Annotated in this window: 16 protein-coding genes; all 16 read left to right on the forward strand. The window is 41.2% G+C overall.

All coding sequences use genetic code 11. The features are described 5' to 3' along the window. The first annotated feature begins 5 nt into the window (after window positions 1-5). The 16 genes from F0361_RS03305 (at window position 6) to F0361_RS03380 (ending at window position 19439) form a co-directional block, all read left to right on the forward strand. The gene (locus tag F0361_RS03305) at window positions 6-1289 is read left to right on the forward strand and encodes a glycosyl hydrolase family 17 protein (RefSeq protein WP_154917211.1); all 1284 of its coding nucleotides are present in this window, start codon (window positions 6-8) and stop codon (window positions 1287-1289) included. Between the two features lie 15 nt (window positions 1290-1304). Continuing rightward, entirely contained in the window at window positions 1305-2729 is a 1425-nt protein-coding gene (locus F0361_RS03310) for an MFS transporter (protein ID WP_154917212.1), read from the forward strand. A gap of 20 nt (window positions 2730-2749) precedes the next feature. Then, window positions 2750-3637 (forward strand): glycoside hydrolase family 17 protein, encoded by an 888-nt coding sequence (locus F0361_RS03315; protein ID WP_154917213.1) that lies wholly within the window; start codon window positions 2750-2752, stop codon window positions 3635-3637. 1074 nt (window positions 3638-4711) lie between these two features. Beyond that, window positions 4712-5269, forward strand: coding sequence for a type 1 periplasmic binding fold superfamily protein (locus F0361_RS03320; protein WP_154917214.1), 558 nt, complete (start codon window positions 4712-4714; stop codon window positions 5267-5269). Between the two features lie 494 nt (window positions 5270-5763). Continuing rightward, the gene (locus tag F0361_RS03325; RefSeq protein ID WP_154917215.1) at window positions 5764-6480 is read left to right on the forward strand and encodes an ABC transporter ATP-binding protein; all 717 of its coding nucleotides are present in this window, start codon (window positions 5764-5766) and stop codon (window positions 6478-6480) included. Beyond that, a complete protein-coding gene (locus F0361_RS03330) occupies window positions 6477-7883 on the forward strand; it encodes an ABC transporter permease (RefSeq protein WP_154917216.1) in 1407 nt (468 codons plus the stop codon). Before F0361_RS03325 ends, F0361_RS03330 begins: the two co-directional genes overlap by 4 nt. Window positions 7884-7885: 2 nt before the next feature. Beyond that, window positions 7886-9307, forward strand: coding sequence for a DUF3526 domain-containing protein (locus F0361_RS03335; RefSeq protein WP_154917217.1), 1422 nt, complete (start codon window positions 7886-7888; stop codon window positions 9305-9307). Window positions 9308-9561: 254 nt separating this feature from the next. Further along, window positions 9562-10767: a GTP-binding protein gene (locus F0361_RS03340; RefSeq protein WP_154917218.1), complete on the forward strand. Its 1206-nt coding sequence runs from the start codon at window positions 9562-9564 to the stop codon at window positions 10765-10767. Window positions 10768-10773: 6 nt separating this feature from the next. Next, window positions 10774-11403, forward strand: a complete 630-nt coding sequence (locus F0361_RS03345) for an ABC transporter ATP-binding protein (RefSeq protein ID WP_154917219.1) — start codon at window positions 10774-10776, stop codon at window positions 11401-11403. Beyond that, on the forward strand, window positions 11400-12665 hold the full coding sequence (locus tag F0361_RS03350; RefSeq protein ID WP_154917220.1) for an ABC transporter permease: 1266 nt from the start codon (window positions 11400-11402) through the stop codon (window positions 12663-12665). Before F0361_RS03345 ends, F0361_RS03350 begins: the two co-directional genes overlap by 4 nt. Further along, entirely contained in the window at window positions 12655-13092 is a 438-nt protein-coding gene (locus F0361_RS03355) for a hypothetical protein (protein WP_154917221.1), read from the forward strand. The genes F0361_RS03350 and F0361_RS03355 overlap by 11 nt, the downstream gene beginning before the upstream one ends. 21 nt (window positions 13093-13113) lie before the next feature. After that, window positions 13114-14526, forward strand: coding sequence for an alkaline phosphatase (locus F0361_RS03360; RefSeq protein ID WP_154917222.1), 1413 nt, complete (start codon window positions 13114-13116; stop codon window positions 14524-14526). Between the two features lies 1 nt (window position 14527). Further along, window positions 14528-16756 (forward strand): DUF5916 domain-containing protein, encoded by a 2229-nt coding sequence (locus F0361_RS03365; protein WP_154917223.1) that lies wholly within the window; start codon window positions 14528-14530, stop codon window positions 16754-16756. Continuing rightward, window positions 16756-17709 (forward strand): DUF5829 family protein, encoded by a 954-nt coding sequence (locus F0361_RS03370; protein ID WP_154917224.1) that lies wholly within the window; start codon window positions 16756-16758, stop codon window positions 17707-17709. Before F0361_RS03365 ends, F0361_RS03370 begins: the two co-directional genes overlap by 1 nt. Window positions 17710-17744: 35 nt before the next feature. Further along, window positions 17745-18563, forward strand: coding sequence for a hypothetical protein (locus F0361_RS03375; RefSeq protein ID WP_246160797.1), 819 nt, complete (start codon window positions 17745-17747; stop codon window positions 18561-18563). Between the two features lie 222 nt (window positions 18564-18785). Further along, entirely contained in the window at window positions 18786-19439 is a 654-nt protein-coding gene (locus F0361_RS03380; protein WP_154917225.1) for a hypothetical protein, read from the forward strand. The last annotated feature ends 35 nt before the right edge of the window (window positions 19440-19474 follow it).

Raw genomic sequence — 19474 nt, forward strand, 5'->3', positions numbered from 1 at the left:
TAGCCATGAAATTAAAACGGAATATCATAGGGATACTAAGCATATTGCTTTTGGTGTCATGTAAGGAAAAAGCAAATGAGAATCCCCCATACCAACAAAAACAAGAACAACAAGTGACTGCAAGAGATATATTGGGCAACCCAGAATACCAGGCCATCTCGTATGGCGGATACCGAAAAAATTCACGACAACTACAACCCACCATGGACCAGCTCAAGGAAGATATGCGTTTGCTAAATGCTATGGGTATACGGGTATTGCGAACCTACAATGTGCAGTTGCCCCATGCATCAAACGTGCTCAAGGCCATTCGTGAACTAAAAAATGAGGACGAAACCTTTGAAATGTATGTTATGCTGGGCGCATGGATCGATTGTAAAAACGCATGGACAGGAAAACCGGTAGATCACAACATTGAAAGTGAACAAAACGCCGATGAGATAAAACGGGCCGTTGCCTTGGCCAATGATTATCAGGATATTGTAAAGGTCATTGCCGTTGGCAACGAGGCTATGGTCAAATGGGCGGAATCCTATTACGTGCAACCGGAAATCATCCTTAAGTGGGTGAACCATTTACAGGCATTAAAATCAGAAGGAAAACTGCCCTCAGATCTATGGATTACGAGTTCCGACAATTTTGCCTCCTGGGGAGGTGGCGGCCCAGAATACCATGTTAAGGATTTGGACGAATTGATCAAAGCGGTCGACTACCTATCAGTACATACCTATCCCATGCACGATACCCATTACAATCCGCAATTTTGGGGCATCACAAATGATGAAGCATCCCTTTCACAAACCGAGCAAATTAATGCGGCGATGCAACGAGCTTTGGACTATGCCAAATCACAGTACAACAGTGTGGTAAGATATATGAAGAACCTAGGCGTTGACAAACCGGTCCATATTGGCGAAACGGGTTGGGCAAGCCATTCCGATGGACTTTACGGCCCCGAAGGTTCAAAGGCATGTGATGAATATAAGTCGGCCATTTATTACCAATTGATGCGTAACTGGACCCAAGCCGAAGGAATTTCATGTTTCTATTTCGAAGCCTTTGATGAGCCTTGGAAAGATGCGCAAAATCCGAACGGTTCAGAAAATCATTTCGGACTTTTCACAGTAGATGGAAACGCGAAATATGCCCTTTGGAACCTTGTAGATGAAGGAATCCTTGAAGGAATGGTAAGGGATGGAAACACCATCTCAAAAACATATAGCGGTGACTTGGAGCTACTTTTAAATGATGTGGCCCTTCCCTCCATTAACAACGAAATCAACAACTAAAACCAACCAAACGATATGAGTGCAACAAACGAATTTATTGTAGGTAGAAAAGTGCCTTTTGGACAAAAACTGGCCTTTGGGATTGGCATGTTCGCCAATCAGATGTTTCCGGCCATTTTAGGGATTTTTATGGTGGTACTGGTCCAAGATTTGGGTTTCCCTGGATGGATGTGGTCCCTTATCTATTTCTTCCCTAGAATCTTTGATTCCATTACAGACCCTATCATGGGATTTATATCGGATAACACCAAATCCAAATGGGGAAGACGCCGCCAATATGTACTTATTGGAGGTATCATTATGGGTATCGCCTATATTTTCATGTGGCAATTATATAAGGATAATTCGTTGGAATATAATTTTTGGTATTTCTTCTTATGGTCCATCATTTTTTATTTAGGGCTTACCTTTTTTAGTGTGCCTTATGTGGCCATGGGTTATGAAATGAGCGACGATTTTCACGAACGAACCAATATTATGGCCGTTGCCCAATGGATCGGTCAATGGGCATGGGTCATCGCCCCTTGGTTCTGGATTATCATGTACGATCCTGATTGGTTTCCTTCAGCAGATGTCGCAGTAAGGGAATTGGCGATTTGGGTGGCAATACCGTGTGCCTTAGCGGCCATTGTACCCGCAATTTTCATTAAGAGCAAATCTACACTGCAAGAAGATTACGAACCTTTGAACGCTGCAAATATTGGAGGTAGTTTAATGAAAATACTCAAAAGCTTCAAGGAGGCCTTTAAAATCCCCGAATTCAGAAAAATCTGTGGAGCTACCTTTTTAATATTCAATGCCTTCAATACCGTGGCCGCACTAACCTTTTTTGTAATCGTTTACAAACTTTTCAACGGTGATGCAGAAGCAACGGGTATTTGGGTGGCATTGTTTGGTTGCTTGGGGGCATTGGGCACCACGTTCATAGTTATACCCATTGTGGCATGGATGTCCAAGAAAATGGGCAAGAAAAAGGCCTTTATGCTCGCCCAGGCAATTTCAGTGATAGGATACATTATGCTGTACTTTTTGTTTGTGCCCGGTAAACCATGGTTATACATTATAGGTTTGCCGTTTTTCTCCTTTGGGATCGGTAGCCTATTTACCATCATGATGTCAATGACGGCCGATGTCATCGATATTGATGAATTGAACTCCGGAAAGCGGCGAGAGGGGATATTTGGCGCAATTTATTGGTGGATGGTAAAAGTTGGTTTTGCCTTGGCCGGTGCATTGAGTGGGGCGATCATTGCCTTTGTAGGATTTAATCCTGAGTTGATGACGACCGAACAACAAGGTGCGGTAGATGGGCTTCATGCTTTTTTCTGCTTTTTTCCTATGGTAGGAACTTTGGTCGCCATGTGGATTATGCGCAATTATGATGTGACAGAGGAACGGGCCAATGAAATTAGGGCGGCCTTGGAAGGCCGAAAAAATTAATCAAAATCATAGGAAAAACTATGTCTTCAAGTAGAGCGGAAAAATATTTATCCTTAGCAACCTATAACTTTAAGGGTTACAACGAGGACGAGTTAATGTCCATGGCAAGGAAAACATTGGAAAAGGGAATGCATGGCCTATGTTTTAGCCCCTATGTTGAAGGCCAAAAACCTGGTGACCAGTTGTCTGATAACCAAATTCGAAGACGGCTGGAAATAATAAAACCCTACACGAAATGGGTGCGGTCATTCTCATGTACCGAAGGCAATGAGAACATTCCTAGATTAGCCAAGGAATACGGCATGAAAACACTTGTGGGTGCATGGCTCGGAAACGATAGGGAATCCAATGAAAAGGAGCTTGAGGGCTTAATTCAACTGACAAATGAGGGTGTGGTCGATATCGCTGCGATAGGCAACGAAGTACTGTATAGGGGTGATTTGACTGAGTCTGAACTATTGGATTATATTCATCGAGGCAAAGTAGAGATCGAAGACGTTCCAGTGGGCTATGTAGATGCCTATTATGAGTTTCGGGACCATCCAAAAGTCTCTGAGGCCTGTGATATAATTTTGGCGAACTGTTATCCTTTTTGGGAGGGATGTGAAATGGACTACTCACTTTTATATATAAAGGATATGTACCGTCAGGCACAGGAAGCGGCTCAAGGGAAAAAAGTTATCATTACGGAAACTGGATGGCCCAGTCAAGGTACTAATTTACGTGGTGCGCTTCCTTCGTACCAAAACTTTTTGAAATATTTCATAAATACCCAAAAATGGTCACAGGAAGCAGAAATTGAAATTTTCTTTTTCTCTTCTTTTGACGAATCATGGAAAGTGGGTACCGAAGGGGATGTGGGGGCTTATTGGGGCCTATGGGACAAGGATGAAAATTTGAAGTTTTGAGAATAAAAGAATCCTTCCTTTGGGGGACTTATTAGGGTATAATGAAGCACCAAAAAGAATCACGAAATTAAATTTGTAAATATCTGATAATCAATTCGGTGTATCAGGGTTAGCTTCGCTGAACCTGTTGTGTATGTTGCTCAGTAATAGCCAGCAAACCTTCGGTTTCCTGTACTTTTTATTTCTCTTGTTTAAAAATTTAAGCTTGAAGCTGGAAAAAAAAGCCAGACAAGATGTCTGGCTTTTATTAGTCGGGGTGGCAGGGTTAAAACCCCTTCTCTATTCCCTTAATAACCAAACGGTTATAATCACTTTGTCAAAATAGGTAACCGAATAGGTCTACCCGAAAGGCTTTTTGACGCTTTCGCATTATAAATTTAGGAAAAGAGTAACAAAACAGTTTAAATGGATTTGTTTTTAAATTTTTTGAAAGACTTTTCTTAAAAGAATTAAATAATATTCCTTGGCTATATCACTATAATGAATCACTTTTTAAAATAAAGTCGCTTTTAATTTTTATATGCTGCGAAATCTTCTCTTAACAACATTTCTAAAAATTCACAAACAAACATTAAAATTATTCGTTAAGTTTGTTATTGTATGAAGGAAATGCTAGGTCGGTTTTTCTACATTCTGCTAATCAGTTTGTTACTGGTTAAGATTTCTGCGTTTCATGTTTACGAACATCATGATACGCTGGACGACTCAAACACACATTGTGAACTTTGTGTTTTGACTATTGAGGGCCAGCAGTTTGATGCTACCATCGCTACACCCATAGACATTGTTAATAATCCGCTTATAATACCTTATAAATCAGGGTTTACTTCTTTAAGTGTGGATTATGTCGATTCTTTTTATCACCACACTCTTTTCTCTAGGCCTCCACCCTCTACTTTGGGCTAAGTCTCTCTTTTTTCTGTTCTTTTTGAGAAAATTATTCGGTGCTCTTTGTGGTACCTAAATGAATTGATATTCTCTAATAATCTTTGAGATGGAGAAAAATCCAATTTCATCGGAAGCCCAATTCTAAAAAACCAAAATCAGTTTACTGTTTAATTAAGAATTTCAGCTATGAAAAAAAACAAGATTTTATCCATTTTTATTCTTTTAATTCTATTGTTTACATCCTGTTCAAGCGATAATGATAACCCGGAACCTATAAACGAGGAAGAGTTGATCACAACCATAATCGTGACATTGAATCCGGATAACGGCGGTACCGTCATCACCTTAGAATCAAAAGACTTGGATGGCGATGGGCCAAATGCCCCGGTAATTGAGGTTTCTGGAAATCTTGTCGCAGGCACGTCCTATACTGGTGATATTCTTTTATTGAACGAATCAGAGACGCCTCCTGAAAATATTACTGAAGAGGTCGAAGATGAGGATGACGAACACCAATTCTTCTATACCATTGGCGATGGTCTTGATATCACTACAGAATATGTCAATTTTGATGGTGATGGTAACCCCCTGGGCACACAAATTCGTTTAAATACCGGTACTGCAAGTAACGGGACGCTAACATTTACCTTGCGTCATGAACCTAAAAAACCGAACGATGGAACTTTAGCCGACGCAGGTGGAGAGACCGATATTGCCCAGACATTTAATTTGACAGTTGAATAAAGAATTAAGTAATAAGGAGTGAATATACTCCGCTCCTTCTTTATCCATGGGAAGCAAGAGAACCAATAATAAGTTTGCGATAATGTTGACAGCTGTATTATTTCTACAGTTGTCATATCACACATTGCATGTGCTTACACAACATTCATTTGACTCCCATATAGAGAACAACACCCAAGATACCAAAATCTCCGAATCTTCCTTTACCTGCGAAGTATGCGCCAAATTGTTGGGGCAAACACTTTTTTTATGGTTGATTCCTTATCTCCTCATTGTACTATCGGTTAACGCCGCAGTAATACCTATTGATGGTTTTTTTCCAAAACCTGAGCCTAAGTTCAATTATTTACTCAGAGGCCCCCCGTCTTTGCTTATCCTATAACTTATTTACCTTTTTTTAAGGCAGCCTTTGAATCTTGATAATTAACACGATGTACCTGTAAAAAAGGCTATCACGTGGTGGTTGTATTCATTAATCTATCAACGCATTTAAAATGATAATTACCGACAATCTAACTAAAAAATATGGTGAGCATATTGCACTTAAGAATTTAAACCTAAATGTAAACGAAGGTGAAATCTATTGCCTGCTAGGGGCCAACGGTGCCGGTAAGACCACCACCATCAATTTGCTGCTCGGTTTTATCGAGCCCACTTCTGGTAGTGCCTTTATTAACCAGTTAAACGTTCGCGAGAATTCGAAGGATTCCAAGCGGTTTTTGGCCTATATCCCCGAAAATCTGATGCTATACCCGAATTTATCGGCGGTCGAGAATCTCGATTATTTCTCGGGCATTGCCGGCAAAAAACTGAAGACGCAAGCGCTAAAAGCATTTCTGGAAGAGGCAGGACTGCAACCGGAGGCTTTTGACAAACGCATATCGACCTTTTCAAAAGGGATGCGACAAAAAGTGGGAATCGCCATCGCGTTGGCCAAGGATGCCAAAGTACTTTTGTTGGACGAACCCACTTCGGGATTGGACCCTAGTGCCAGCAACGAATTTGGTAACCTACTCCAAAAACTAAGGGCAAAGGGGGTAGCGACACTAATGGCCACACACGATCTTTTCCGTGCCAAGGAAGTGGCCACCCATATCGGCATCATGAAAGACGGACAATTGAGACAGCAATTTAAGGCCGAGGACATTTCCCTCTCCGAACTGGAAAGGGCATATCTCAAGACAATGGACTATCAAGGAACGACAGTATGATTTCAAAAACATTTATCAAGGAAACCAAGGAATTGTTGCGCGAGGGTCGTGTACGTATTTCCTTAATCATTGTGTTGCTATTGTTGGGTATGGCGGTATTTATCAGCATGCGGCAATACCGGAACATAAACGAGCAATATGCTACCGCAAATGCAAATGAACGCGCTAACTGGGATAATCAAGGAGCAAAAAATCCGCATTCGGCGGCACATTACGGTACGTATGCCTTTAAGCCCAAATACCCTTTGTCACTCGTGGACCAAGGTGTGGACAAGTACACGGGTACTTCTATTTTTCTGGAAGCACATGCCCGTAATGAAGCACAATTTAGCGCAGCGGCAGACCAAACGGGATTGGCCCGGTTTGGAGATTTGACACCTGACTTCATCCTACTGTTCATTATCCCATTGCTCATTATTTTGTTGGGTTACGATAGCTTTACCAAAGAGCGCGAAATGGGAACCCTCACCTTATTGAAAAGTCAGGGAATTTCCAGTTGGAAGTGGATATTGGGAAAATGGTCAGCACTCTTCCTGCCCATATTTTTGATTACGGCTGCGCTCTTTCTTATTGCCGGAATTGTGCTTTCTGGATTGGAGGATTTTGGTGTGTTCCGTTGGGATTCTTTGGTAATGATGTTCTTGGTGTACATTATATTCTATAGCGTTTTTATCAATATAGTGCTGATTATTTCAGCAAAAACTAGAAAATCTGGAATCTCGCTGGTACTTTCCTTGGGCGTTTGGATCCTTTCATGTTTGGTCGCACCTAAAGTGGCTACCAATATCGCTCAGGCAAAGCACCCGTACCCAACAGCTCAAGAATTTGCCACGGCAGTGCAAGTAGATCGAGAAAAAGGACTGGATGGGCACAATCCTTGGAGTGATGCTGCAAAAGAGCTGGAACGTGAAGTTTTACGGGAATACAATGTAGACAGCGTGAGTCAATTGCCTTTCAATTATGACGGGTATATCATGCAGAAAGGTGAGGAACACGAGGCCGAGGTATATTTTAAGCACTATAATTATTTGAAGGAACAATATGGCAAACAAACCAATGTATATAGAAGTTTAGCTGCAATTTCTCCTTTTCTCCCTACCCGGTTCCTAAGCATGTCCATTGCCCATACGGACTACGGAACCCATTGGGATTTTAACGACGCTGCGGAAAAATATCGTATTGCTACCCAAAAATTCCTGAACGATCATTTTGCCGAAAACTCGGAATATGGGGACTGGGATTGGCAGGCCGATCCTGATTTTTGGAAACAATTACCCCCATTTGAATACGAGCCTCCCGGTCTGGAGCAAACACTATCACAAAACGGAACTAACCTTACGTTGCTTGGGGGGTGGTTTGCATTGTCTTTTGGAATATTATTTTTCATCGTTAAAATAAACTAGCCATGTTTAAATTCAATTTTAAATACGAATTAAGGCAATTACTGCGCAGTAGATGGATACAGTTATTGAGTTTGCTGCTGCTGCTATTGGTTGGATTTGCTACTTACAATGGTTTGCAAAAAGTTGAGGAACGGAATGAAACCATTGCCAAAGCTTTTGACGAAACTCGGAAAAATGACGAGAGAATGCTAATGCTATTGGACAGTTTGGAAAATGGACAAGAAGTATCCGTTCCTACTTGGAGATATCCAACTAACCCCATGGAGATCGGAAACAACTATCCGCGAGTTGCTGCCATGCCTGCTGAAGATTTTACTTTTATTGCAACCGGACAGAGTGATATGTTCACGCATTTCAAGAAACCGGAAGTGTACGGATTTTCCTTTATCGAAGACTTTACGGAAATGACCAGTCCGGTGCAATTATTATTTGGCAGTTTCGACCTCGCATTTGTCATCGTTTATTTACTACCATTACTGATTATTGCATTTAGCTATAATGTCCTTTCCGCAGAACGGGAAAGCGGTTCGTTACGACTTTTGGCGTCGCAACCCATTCGCATGGAAACCTGGGTGTTGCAAAAGTTGGGATTGCGATTCTTTTGGCTTTCGATTATGGTCATTGCTGCTATGCTCGTTACATTTTTGGCCCTAGGAGTTAATCCATTTTCCCAAATGAATACGTTCTTAAATCTCATAGTATTGACTTTGGCCTATATGCTATTTTGGTTCGCCCTCGTCTTTGTGGTCAACCTTTTCATTGGAAGCTCGGCAAAAAACGCTGTGTCACTTTTAGGGCTTTGGATTGTTTTTGTACTTCTTGTTCCCTCTATACTCAATCAAATGGGTAGTACCTTGTATCCTATGCCATCTAGGGCACTCATGATCAATGAGATGCGCAGTACACAGGCAGACGTGCTTAAACGTGTGGACGACATATTGGACAATTTTCTAAGGGATCACCCAGAGTATGCGGTAAACGACACTACCCTGCAACGCACCTATTGGCATAATTTCATGGTTGCACAAAAAGTGATTCGCGAAGAACTACAGCCCATTTTTGATAATTATGACGCGCAATTAGGTAAACAGCAAGGATGGGTAGGTACGTTTAAATGGCTTTCTCCCGCAGTGGTTACACAAGAAGCCTTGAACCAAATCGCTGGTACGTCGTCCCAAGACTATCTCAATTATCGAGTACAGGTTCTCGATTTTTCACACAAATGGCGAGCGCATTTTATGCCATTTGTTTACAACAACACCAGTTTTAAAAAAGCTGACGTTGCCAATTTGCCCCAGTTTGATTATCAACCACGCGACAAATCATCGTTTGCTTCGGTAATAATTTTAATAATAGCTATAGGGGTGTTTGGTTTGGCGTCACTCATCGCCAGTAAACGGAGAATTACCTATTTAGCTCATTAAATCAATATGAAAAAAACACAATCTGGTTTTTATGTATTTCGTCTCCGGAGCTACCATATGAAAGGACACGGAACTGATGATTTACCTCACTTGGATTCATATGGAACAATTAAGATCTCCAAAAATGGTAACGCAATGACCGCAAGACCCTTGGTTTTGAGACCATCCAGGACGGTATCGCAAGGAGCCTTGCCGAATTACATATGATGATAAATCCGCATAAAATTTAAAAGAGGAACAAGATGACAATGAATATGAAAAAATTACCGGTAACCGTTTTAAGCGGATTTTTAGGAGCAGGAAAAACCACCTTGCTCAACCATATTTTGCACAACAAAGAGGGCATGAAGGTGGCGGTAATCGTAAACGATATGAGCGAGGTCAATATTGACGCCCAATTGGTAGAAAATGAAAACACGCTTTCACGTACCGAAGAAAAATTAGTGGAGATGTCCAACGGTTGTATTTGCTGTACCCTTCGTGAGGACCTTATGGTTGAAGTTGAAAAATTGGCCAAAGATCAAAAATTTGATTATTTGATAATAGAAAGTACGGGTATATCGGAGCCCATTCCTGTGGCGCAGACCTTCAGTTTCGAAAGTGCCGATGGCCAAATTGACCTGAGCCGGTTCAGTTATATAGACACTATGGTCACCGTGGTGGATGCCTTCAATTTCCTAAAGGATTTCTCGAGTTCGGATTATCTTGCCACTCGCGAACTCACGGACATAGAAGGAGATAACCGGACCATTGTCAACTTGCTGACCGATCAGGTGGAATTTGCCAATATCATTATCCTGAACAAGGTGGATTTGGTTACGGAGGAACAACTCAAGGAGCTTTATGCGATTCTCCAAAAGTTAAATGCCGAAGCTCGAATTATTCCTACCAAGGAGAGCAAGGTACCGCTCATTGAGGTCATACACACCGGTTTGTTTGATTATGAAAAGGCGGAGGCCTCTGCAGGATGGATCAAAGAATTGGAAAACGAACATGTACCGGAAACCGAGGAGTACGGTATTGGTTCCATTACATTTAGAAGCAGAAGGCCGTTTCATGCCGAACGATTTCTGGATTTTGTAAACAAAAAGTTTCCTCAAAATATAATCCGCAGCAAAGGATTGTTTTGGTTGGCCTCAAGGCCGGACCAGGCATTGGTGTGGAGTTCGGCCGGGGGATCTTGCAAGGTAGATGCGGCAGGTGTTTGGTGGGCATCCATGTCCTTTGGGGAACGTATCGGAAATCCCACTTTTCTTCAAAATCAGGAACACATTGAATCAGATTGGGATACCGCTTTTGGGGATAGAAAAAATGAGCTGGTTTTTATTGGGCAGTATTTGGAAAAGGAAAAATTGAGAGAAGAGCTCAAAAAATGTCTTCTAACGGACGTGGAAGTGGAATTATGGAAAAACCGCCTGCTGATTCAAGATGATCAATGGCCGATACCCGTTTATAATTAAAGTGCAATGATAAGAACCCAAGGTCTCACCTTCACATATGATACTGATGATGCGGTCTTCAACTTTCCCGATATAAGTTTGCCTGAAAACGAGCATCTTTTGATTTTAGGCAAGTCAGGCATTGGAAAAACTACTTTCTTACACTTATTGGCAGGTTTGCTATCACCAATACAAGGGGAAATACAAATCGGTAAGGTAAAAGTACATCAACTCTCAACAAGGCAAACCAACAAGTTTAGGGGAAAGAACATTGGGCTTGTTTTTCAAAAAAACCATGCCATACAATCACTTAATGTTATAGAAAACTTAGAGGCCAGGCTATTCTTTGCGAAACAAACGCTTAATCAAGAAACCATGACCGAGGTGTTGAAACAACTGGATATCGCTGATTGCAAAAACAAAAAGGTTCAAGAGCTGAGCGAAGGACAACTGCAGCGATTGGGAATTGCGATGGCTTTGGTGCATCAACCAAAGGTAATTCTGGCGGATGAACCCACCTCAAGCTTGGATGATGAAAATTGCAATAAGGTCATGAACTTGCTCATTCAACAAGCAAAGGCCCACCATGCAAATTTAATAGTCATCACCCACGACAACAGGATCAAACCCATGTTCAAAAACCACATGGCATTATGAATATTGGCAAAATCAGCATAAAGAACTTTAGGTACAAGCCGCTGTATACATTTTTGGGTGTATTAATGCTTTCGGTCAGTATCGCCTTATTGTTGGGCATACAAAAACTGGATAGGTCGCTCAAAAACCAAATGGAAAATAATTTGGGCAACATTGATATGGTCGTTGGCGCCAAAGGCAGCCCGCTACAACTAGTGCTTGCATCGGTACTTCATATCGACAACCCCACGGGCAACATTTCTTGTACCGAGGCGAAAACCCTTGCCAAGAATCCGATGGTAGAGAAAGCCGTACCCATTTCCTACGGGGACAACTATCAAGGATATAGAATCGTGGGTACTACTAAGGATTTTGCTTTCTTATATGGCGCAACCTTGGATAAAGGGAAAAACATAGAAAGGTCTATGGAAGTGATTCTTGGTGCAACCTTGGCAGAAAGGACAAATCTGAAAATTGGCGATACCTTTCAAAGTTCACACGGATTGGCAGTGTTAGGGAGTCATGAACATGATGATCTGTTGACCGTAGTGGGTATTTACAGACCAACAGGCAAAGTAATTGATAGATTGCTGGTAACACCGCTGGAGACGATTTGGGATGTGCACCATCACGAAGAAAATGGAAAGGAAGTCGGTCACCAGGATGAACATGTGAATCCGGACCATGATTCAGAAGAAGGTCATCATGATGAGGATAACGTATTGGAAGAGGAAAATAAAGAGATTACATCCTTGTTAGTGTCCTTCAGAAATCCAATGGCACTTTTGAACCTCCCCAGGGCCATAAATGAAAACACCAATATGCAGGCCGCCCTTCCAAAATTTGAACTGGACCGATTGTACCAATTTACAGGGGTTGGAATCAAGGTCATTACAGGCATAGCCTATGCCATTTTAGCCATTTCCTGCATCACCATTTTTGTCAGCCTGTACCGCATGGTTCGGGACCGCGCCTTTGATTTGGCATTGATGCGTACGTACGGTGCATCCAATTTTCAATTGATAAAAATGGTCGCTTATGAAGGGTTATTGGTTGCGGCAATCTCGTTCCTTATTGGGACTTTGCTATCCTATTTGGGAATCTATTTAATTTTTAAAATGATTGCGGACCAATACAAACAGCAAATGCCTATTGAGTTTGGCTACCAAGAGTTTTTACCAACAGGTTTCTTGGTCCTGACCATGGTATTATTTGCAATTGTCTTTGCCATATATCCCATCGTTAAAATGAACATTTCTAAAATATTAAGTCATGAAAAATAAATTTTTTACACTACTAATTTTGACAATTTCCAATGTGGCGATAGGACAGGTAAACCTTACTTGGGAGGACTTGGCCCAAATCAACTACACCGAAAAATATTTCCCCTCTTACGATTCCAACTTTTTATATCCGGACTTTAGCAAGCACATACTTGCGCTACAAGGGAAAGAAGTTTCCTTAACTGGATACTTTTTGGACATCGACCCAAACGGGAAACTTTTTATCCTTTCAAAAAACCCCATGGCCTCCTGTTTTTTCTGTGGAATGGGAGGACCTGAAACGGCGGTCGAAATACAGTTTAAATCGAAACATAATTTTAAAACGGACGATGTAGTAACCATAACCGGAAAATTGAAATTGAACAAAGATGACGTAATGCATTTTAACTACATCCTTACGGAAAGTAGTGGGTTTCATTTGGAATAATAAAGAAATAATCAATCAAAAATGAATAGAAGAAGATTTTTTAGGAATACCTCTTTAGGGATGTTGGGAACATCCCTTTTCGCTCCTTTTGAGCCATTAAAGGCAGCGGAAACGGCGGAAGTATTTAAAAATAGAAAGGCAAAGAACATCATATTTTTAGTCAGTGACGGCATGAGTACAGGCACCCTAAATATGGCCGATTTATACCTAAATCGAAAAAATGGTACTGGAAGTACTTGGCTGCAGTTATATAGGGACAACAAAATCACCCGAGCACTAATGGATACTGCATCCGCAAGTTCTATAGTGACAGATTCCGCCGCAGCTAGTTCTTCCTGGGGCGGTGGTAACAGGGTACCCAACGGAAGATTGAATATTGGTGCCAACGGAGAGGAGTACAAACCTATCTGGCAGAAATTTCACGATGCTGGGAAAAAAGTAGGCTGTGTTACTACAGTACCTATTACACATGCCACTCCGGCAGGGTTTTGCATCAATCAAAAGTTCAGAAACGATCAGGAATCGATTGCCGAAAAGTATTTGGAACAGGGTTTTGATGTAATGATGGGTGGTGGTAATGAATATTTTGACAAGAACAGGAGAAAGGATGGAAAGGATATGTATGCCGCTTTTGAATCAAAAGGGTATCAAGTCATCAAGAACCGAAAACAAATGGTTACTTCCCTAGATGACAAGCCCATTTTAGGGGTATATACGGATGATGGACTTCCTTACACAAAGGATAGGGAAAGCAATAAGCAACTGTTTGATGCCATTCCCAGTCTGGCCGAAATGACTAAAAAGGCTATAGGCTACCTTAAAAATGATGCGGAGGGATTTGTGCTTCAGGTGGAGGCCGGTAAGGTAGATTGGGCAGCCCATGCCAATGACATTGCCGGATTATTGTATGATCAGATAGCATTTGACGAAGCCGTTAAAACAGTCATGGATTTTGCGGAACAGGATGGGGAGACCTTGGTCATAATTACCACAGATCATGGTAATGCAAATCCTGGAATTATATATGGGAGTGAGGCGAATCAAAACTTCGATACCATTCAGCACTATAAACATACCAATAATTGGATATTGAACGGATTGGGTAGGGAATCTTCAGTTAATACGGTCAAGGAAAGGATCGAATATGCCAATGGTATCGTTTTAAAAGACGATGAAGCCAAAATGTTGCTTACGTATTATGACAAATTGGAGGCGGAGGCAGGACTATATAATCCCAAGAGTCTCCCATTCAATGCCCTGGCCCAAATTCAAAAAGAACATAACTCGGTGGGTTGGATCAGTATGCAACACTCTGCGGATTATGTGGAACTGGCCATGTACGGTCCTGGCAGTGAACTCTTAAAACCCTTTGTGAAAAACACGGACCTTCATTATATGATGCTGAAAGCTGCAGAGGTGGATAACAATTTTTGACATGAAGAATAATAATCGGATACATAACTTTATTGTATTATTGACCTTACTGACGCTAGAAATTACCCTGGGTCAAGAAACCGTAACTGGTAATTTCCCTCCGCCCGAAACACCGGTAACCATTACGGCCAATAGGGTAAAAGGTAGTATTACGGTCGATGGCCGACTCAATGAGACCGATTGGGGAATGGCAGAACCCGTTACCGACTTCTTTCGTGTTGAACCCGTGCAAGGAGGTACTATAAAGAACCCTACGGAAGTACGCATTCTATATGACGATAAACATGTATACTTTGGTGTATTTGCCAAGGATTCCCTTGGAAAAAAAGGGGTGCGAATGCAGGATTTAAGTAGGGATTTCAATGGGCAGGAAAACGATGTCTTTGGAATACAAATCGATGCCCAAAACACCAAGCAATATGCCGTTTCCTTTCAAACAACCCCCTATGGAAATCAACAGGATGTTCAGAACTTTAATGATAATAATCGAGATGAGGACTGGAATGCTCTTTGGAGGGTACGTACCCAACGTACCGATGAGGGTTATTTTGCAGAGTTCGCCATTCCTTTCAAATCCATACGTTATGATAGGCCAATATCCGGAGTTCCGGTAGCATGGGGCATTACGTTTTTTCGGTTGGCCAGAAGGGACTATGAAAAGACGGTATTTCCGGCGATACCCCAATCTTTTTCTGAAAATCGTATGACATATGCGGCCAAACTTACGGGTTTGGAGGTACCACCTCCTTCTGCGAATATTCGTGTAGAGCCCTATGCCCTATATCAGTACGATGAAAATAAATCCGGTGATATTTTGACCAATAAACTGAGTGATCCTAAAGTGGGTGGTGATGTAAAATGGGCCATCAATCCCAATGCGGTTTTGGACCTTACCATCAATACGGATTTTGCCCAAGCCGATGTGGACAGGGCCGTAAACAACTTGGAGCGCTTCAACATTTTCTTCCCGGAACGGAGGCAGTTTTTTTTGGAAAACTCTGGTATTTGGGCAGGAAGCAATAGTTCTTTTATTCGCCCCTTTTTTAGTCGTACCATTGGGCTTTCCAATAGTTTCAACGCTTCCCCGGCACCCTTGGATATTGGAGGACGGTATACGGATAGGACAGAAAACAGAACAATCGCAGCTTTGGCGGTACGTCAAAGGGAAACCGATGATAGCCCTGGAGCTACCTTTGGGGTCGCCCGTTACACAAAAAATTATGGACAGGAAAATAATTTTGGGGCTATGCTTACCTATAGAAGGGATGATTCCTTTTCGGAACAAAATTTGAATAGCGCTGATAACACAACAGTGACCATTGATGGTTTGATCCGGCCTAAAAGTGAGCTGTCCATCACCTATATGTTGTCGGCATCAAACGATAGTGGCACTAGCAAAACAGGATATGCGGGGCAATTATTCATTGGTAATACCACGAACAAATCGTACTTAGGCTATTTGAACAGTTTTGTAAGTAAAGAATATACCCCTGATATGGGTTTTGTGAGTCAGAAAGATGTTATGTACCATAGTCCCGGTGGGTATGCCATTATGCGCCCTAAAGGGCTTCCGTTCATTAGGCGTTGGGATCCTGGAGCATTCTTCAACTATTATCATGACTTTGAAGACTTCGGTAATTTTCAGCAATCGAGTTTGTACATCTTTCCTATTTACACCTGGTTCAAGGACAATAGTTTTGTAGAGGCATCATTTACTCCTACGTGGCAGAACATCAATTTTGATTTTGCACCCCTTGGTCTGCAGATCGCTCAGGACGATTACAGATATACCAGATATTTAGTGCGCTACAATACGGACCGCTCAAAAAAATTCTCTGGATCTATCAGTTATGATTTTGGGGATTTCTACAATGGCACACGAAACTCGGTTACTACCGGGCTTCGATATGCACCTTCACCCCATATTGCCATGAACGTGAACTATGAGCACAATAACATTAATAGTTTGGGAATACTTGGTGAAGATCTAAATACGGATTTGTATACAGCTAGCGTGCGTCTGGCATTAAACCCTAGGGTTCAATTATCCACATTTTACCAATACAATAGTTTTGATGAACAAGGCAGATGGAACGTACGCTTTAGTTGGGAATATATGCCCCTATCTTTCATTTATTTGGTGTTCAACGATACACAGACCGATGTTATTGATCCAATTCAGCGCAATACCCAGTTCATAAGTAAGATTACATTTTTAAAACAGTTCTAATGATATTCCGAAAGCTTTTCTTACTCATTGCCATCATATCCATGATTTCTTGCAAGAAGCAAGGGGCTAAACTTAAAAATGACCTAGTGGATCGTGAAAAAATAGATAAGCTTTTTAAAAAAGATGTCTCACAAATATATTTTGACCACCTCTATGTTGTTTTGGACAGCCTATCATATAGCGAATTCACCAATAGCCCCTCATGGTTTAAAAATTATGCCAAAGTCGATTTGGGACTACCAAATTTTGAACCGATTGACGAAAAAGCAACCAGCTGCTACCTTCGCGGACATCGACATTATATCGAAATCTTGGGGCCAAATAATGACTACAATGAGCCAGTAGGAAAAAGTGGAATTGGATTTTCATTGGAGAATGATGGCGGACATTTCCACCTTGGCGTAAAACCCAAGCTCAAGAAAGACTCAAATTCGTTTCTTAGAGCCTGTGATACGGTCAGCATGCCGATTGGCAAAAGCAAATCCGTTTGGTTTAAGGCCTTTTATACTCCTAGTCGTAATACTTCACTGCATACTTGGTACGCATTTTATAATCCTATATTCCTAGATAGTCTTTTCAAAAAAAAACATAAAACCTATACCCGAGAGGCCTATTTGCAAAATGCCTATGACCACAAACGACTTTTTAAAGGCATTAAAGCCATAGAAATGGACTGTACCCCAAAAGACTATAACCGTATCGCCCAAGAAATGAGACACCTAGGATGTGATCTTATAAAAAAGGAGGCCGATAAACTGACAATCGCCAGTGGCGACATATTGATTACCATCGAGCCTTCGACCTCAGTGGCTTTTAGCCGCATCACAAAGTTGCGCTGTCATTTGAACGAGCCCGACAACAGTATCACTCGCTTTGGAAATTTAGCGATAACCAATGAAGGAACGGAGTCCGTCTGGCATTTCGAAACTCCGGCAAGTAACAAATTGAAATGATAAACTTAATATATAATCCTTTAAATAAATAAATCATGAAAATGACAAGAAAAATGATTCTCACAGGTACAATGGTCATTACCCTGACAATCTTAGGCTGTAAGCAGCAAAAAAAGAATGATTCTGATGTTGATGCGGCCGCGCAAACTTCCATGGAGGAAGAGGCCCCTAAAATCACACTCGAAAAGTTGGAGGGTTCTCCGGCTTACGAGGATGCATCCCTTTCCTTGAACGGTCCTAAAACGATACAGGTTGCAGACGCCGGAGAAGTAGATTTTGCCTTCGAGGTAAACAACTATGAACTGGGAGCACAGACCAAAAGTCCCAACGCCGAAAAACTAGCCAATTCCGGCAAGGGGCAGCACATTCATTTCATTGTCGATAACCAACCCTATTCCGCGCACTACGAACCAGTTTTCAAAAAGGAAGTACCGGAAGGTGTGCATCATTTGGTTGCCTTTTTGAGCCGCTCTTACCATGAATCAGTCAAGAACAATAACTCGGTAGTGGTACGAAAACTCGAGGTAGGCAGCAATCCAGAGGACTCTATTGGCCTTGATATGCAAGCTCCTACGTTGATTTACAGTCGTCCAAAAGGCGAGTATTCAGGCACGGATACAGAAAACCTGATGTTAGACTTTTTTGTGCTTAACACTACCCTGTCAGAAGACGGTAATAAGGTAAGGGCAACCATCAACGGTCAGGAATTCCTAGTTACGGAATGGGCTCCCCACATCATCAAAGGACTTCCATCGGGTGAAGTGACCATCCAACTCGAATTAATCAATGCTGAAGGTAATCCTATTCCAGGTCCTTTTAACAATGTAACGCGTACCGTTACATTAAAGAAATAAGAGCCAATTGACCAAGAGAATATGGCAATTTGAAAACTAATTAAAGAAAGATCCAATATCTAGGGTGCAATGTAAAGGACGTTATGTTTGGTTCATTGCTTGGCTACCTCTCTTTTGTTCACAACTAATGAGGTCCGTCCGTCTTGGTGGAATTTTTCGGATTTGCTTTTTTGGTAATTTCATTTTAGCCTTGTTTTAGTAAGTAAAACACACTTCAAGAGAGTGGATGAAATTGGCACTTTGGTTTTTCTGGACGCTAATTACAGCAATTATATGGAATTAGTTAATCTAAAATGGATTAAAAATCTGAAAAGGTTCAACGTCATAGGTGGAGTATTCTTTGTTTTGGCAAATTCGTTGGCCATACTATTTTTTTACCAAGAGTTTGGTGAATTACCAAGTACATTAATAGAGCTAATTATAAAGGATTATCCTTCTGACTGGTTGGTAGGGATCGGGAATATGGTTTTAGGTGTAAGCCTCTACTATGCTAGTCTGACAAAAATGATTAAATTAAAAAAATTCCTTTTACCAGAAATTTTTATTCTCTTATTTTCAATAGCCCTAATCGCGCAGAGTTTTTATAGTCCGGATTTAAAACTTTCTGAAAACGATAATGAAATAATTAAAAAGGGGTATTTATGGGTATGTGCTTTTACCTCCATTTTAACCATAAGCCTCACGCAATTTAGCTTCTGCGTACTACAAATCAAAGCAAAAGGTATTCATTCCCTTTTTTTGATTTTCACGTTTGTTATCCTATTGCTAGGTTATAGTAATAACAATAATATTGTGGACAGTATTATATATTATCCAATAATGTTTGTTCAAATGGTATGGGTGATTTTGTATTACAACCTGGAGGAACCGGAATGACTGAATAGTAATGTATTGAAATACCCAATTATACT

The sequence above is a fragment of the Maribacter flavus genome, assembly GCF_008386635.1.
GTDB lineage: Bacteria > Bacteroidota > Bacteroidia > Flavobacteriales > Flavobacteriaceae > Maribacter > Maribacter flavus.

Excerpts from the sequence above, each read along its gene's own strand:
- F0361_RS03355 (WP_154917221.1), top strand. The coding sequence starts at position 12,655 with ATGAAAAATAAATTTTTTACACTACTAATTTTGACAATTTCCAATGTG.
- F0361_RS03330 (WP_154917216.1), top strand. The coding sequence starts at position 6,477 with ATGATTTCAAAAACATTTATCAAGGAAACCAAGGAATTGTTGCGCGAG.
- F0361_RS03310 (WP_154917212.1), top strand. The coding sequence starts at position 1,305 with ATGAGTGCAACAAACGAATTTATTGTAGGTAGAAAAGTGCCTTTTGGA.
- F0361_RS03340 (WP_154917218.1), top strand. The coding sequence starts at position 9,562 with ATGAAAAAATTACCGGTAACCGTTTTAAGCGGATTTTTAGGAGCAGGA.
- F0361_RS03350 (WP_154917220.1), top strand. The coding sequence starts at position 11,400 with ATGAATATTGGCAAAATCAGCATAAAGAACTTTAGGTACAAGCCGCTG.
- F0361_RS03370 (WP_154917224.1), top strand. The coding sequence starts at position 16,756 with ATGATATTCCGAAAGCTTTTCTTACTCATTGCCATCATATCCATGATT.
- F0361_RS03365 (WP_154917223.1), top strand. The coding sequence starts at position 14,528 with ATGAAGAATAATAATCGGATACATAACTTTATTGTATTATTGACCTTA.
- F0361_RS03335 (WP_154917217.1), top strand. The coding sequence starts at position 7,886 with ATGTTTAAATTCAATTTTAAATACGAATTAAGGCAATTACTGCGCAGT.
- F0361_RS03375 (WP_246160797.1), top strand. The coding sequence starts at position 17,745 with ATGAAAATGACAAGAAAAATGATTCTCACAGGTACAATGGTCATTACC.
- F0361_RS03360 (WP_154917222.1), top strand. The coding sequence starts at position 13,114 with ATGAATAGAAGAAGATTTTTTAGGAATACCTCTTTAGGGATGTTGGGA.
- F0361_RS03305 (WP_154917211.1), top strand. The coding sequence starts at position 6 with ATGAAATTAAAACGGAATATCATAGGGATACTAAGCATATTGCTTTTG.
- F0361_RS03320 (WP_154917214.1), top strand. The coding sequence starts at position 4,712 with ATGAAAAAAAACAAGATTTTATCCATTTTTATTCTTTTAATTCTATTG.
- F0361_RS03315 (WP_154917213.1), top strand. The coding sequence starts at position 2,750 with ATGTCTTCAAGTAGAGCGGAAAAATATTTATCCTTAGCAACCTATAAC.
- F0361_RS03345 (WP_154917219.1), top strand. The coding sequence starts at position 10,774 with ATGATAAGAACCCAAGGTCTCACCTTCACATATGATACTGATGATGCG.
- F0361_RS03325 (WP_154917215.1), top strand. The coding sequence starts at position 5,764 with ATGATAATTACCGACAATCTAACTAAAAAATATGGTGAGCATATTGCA.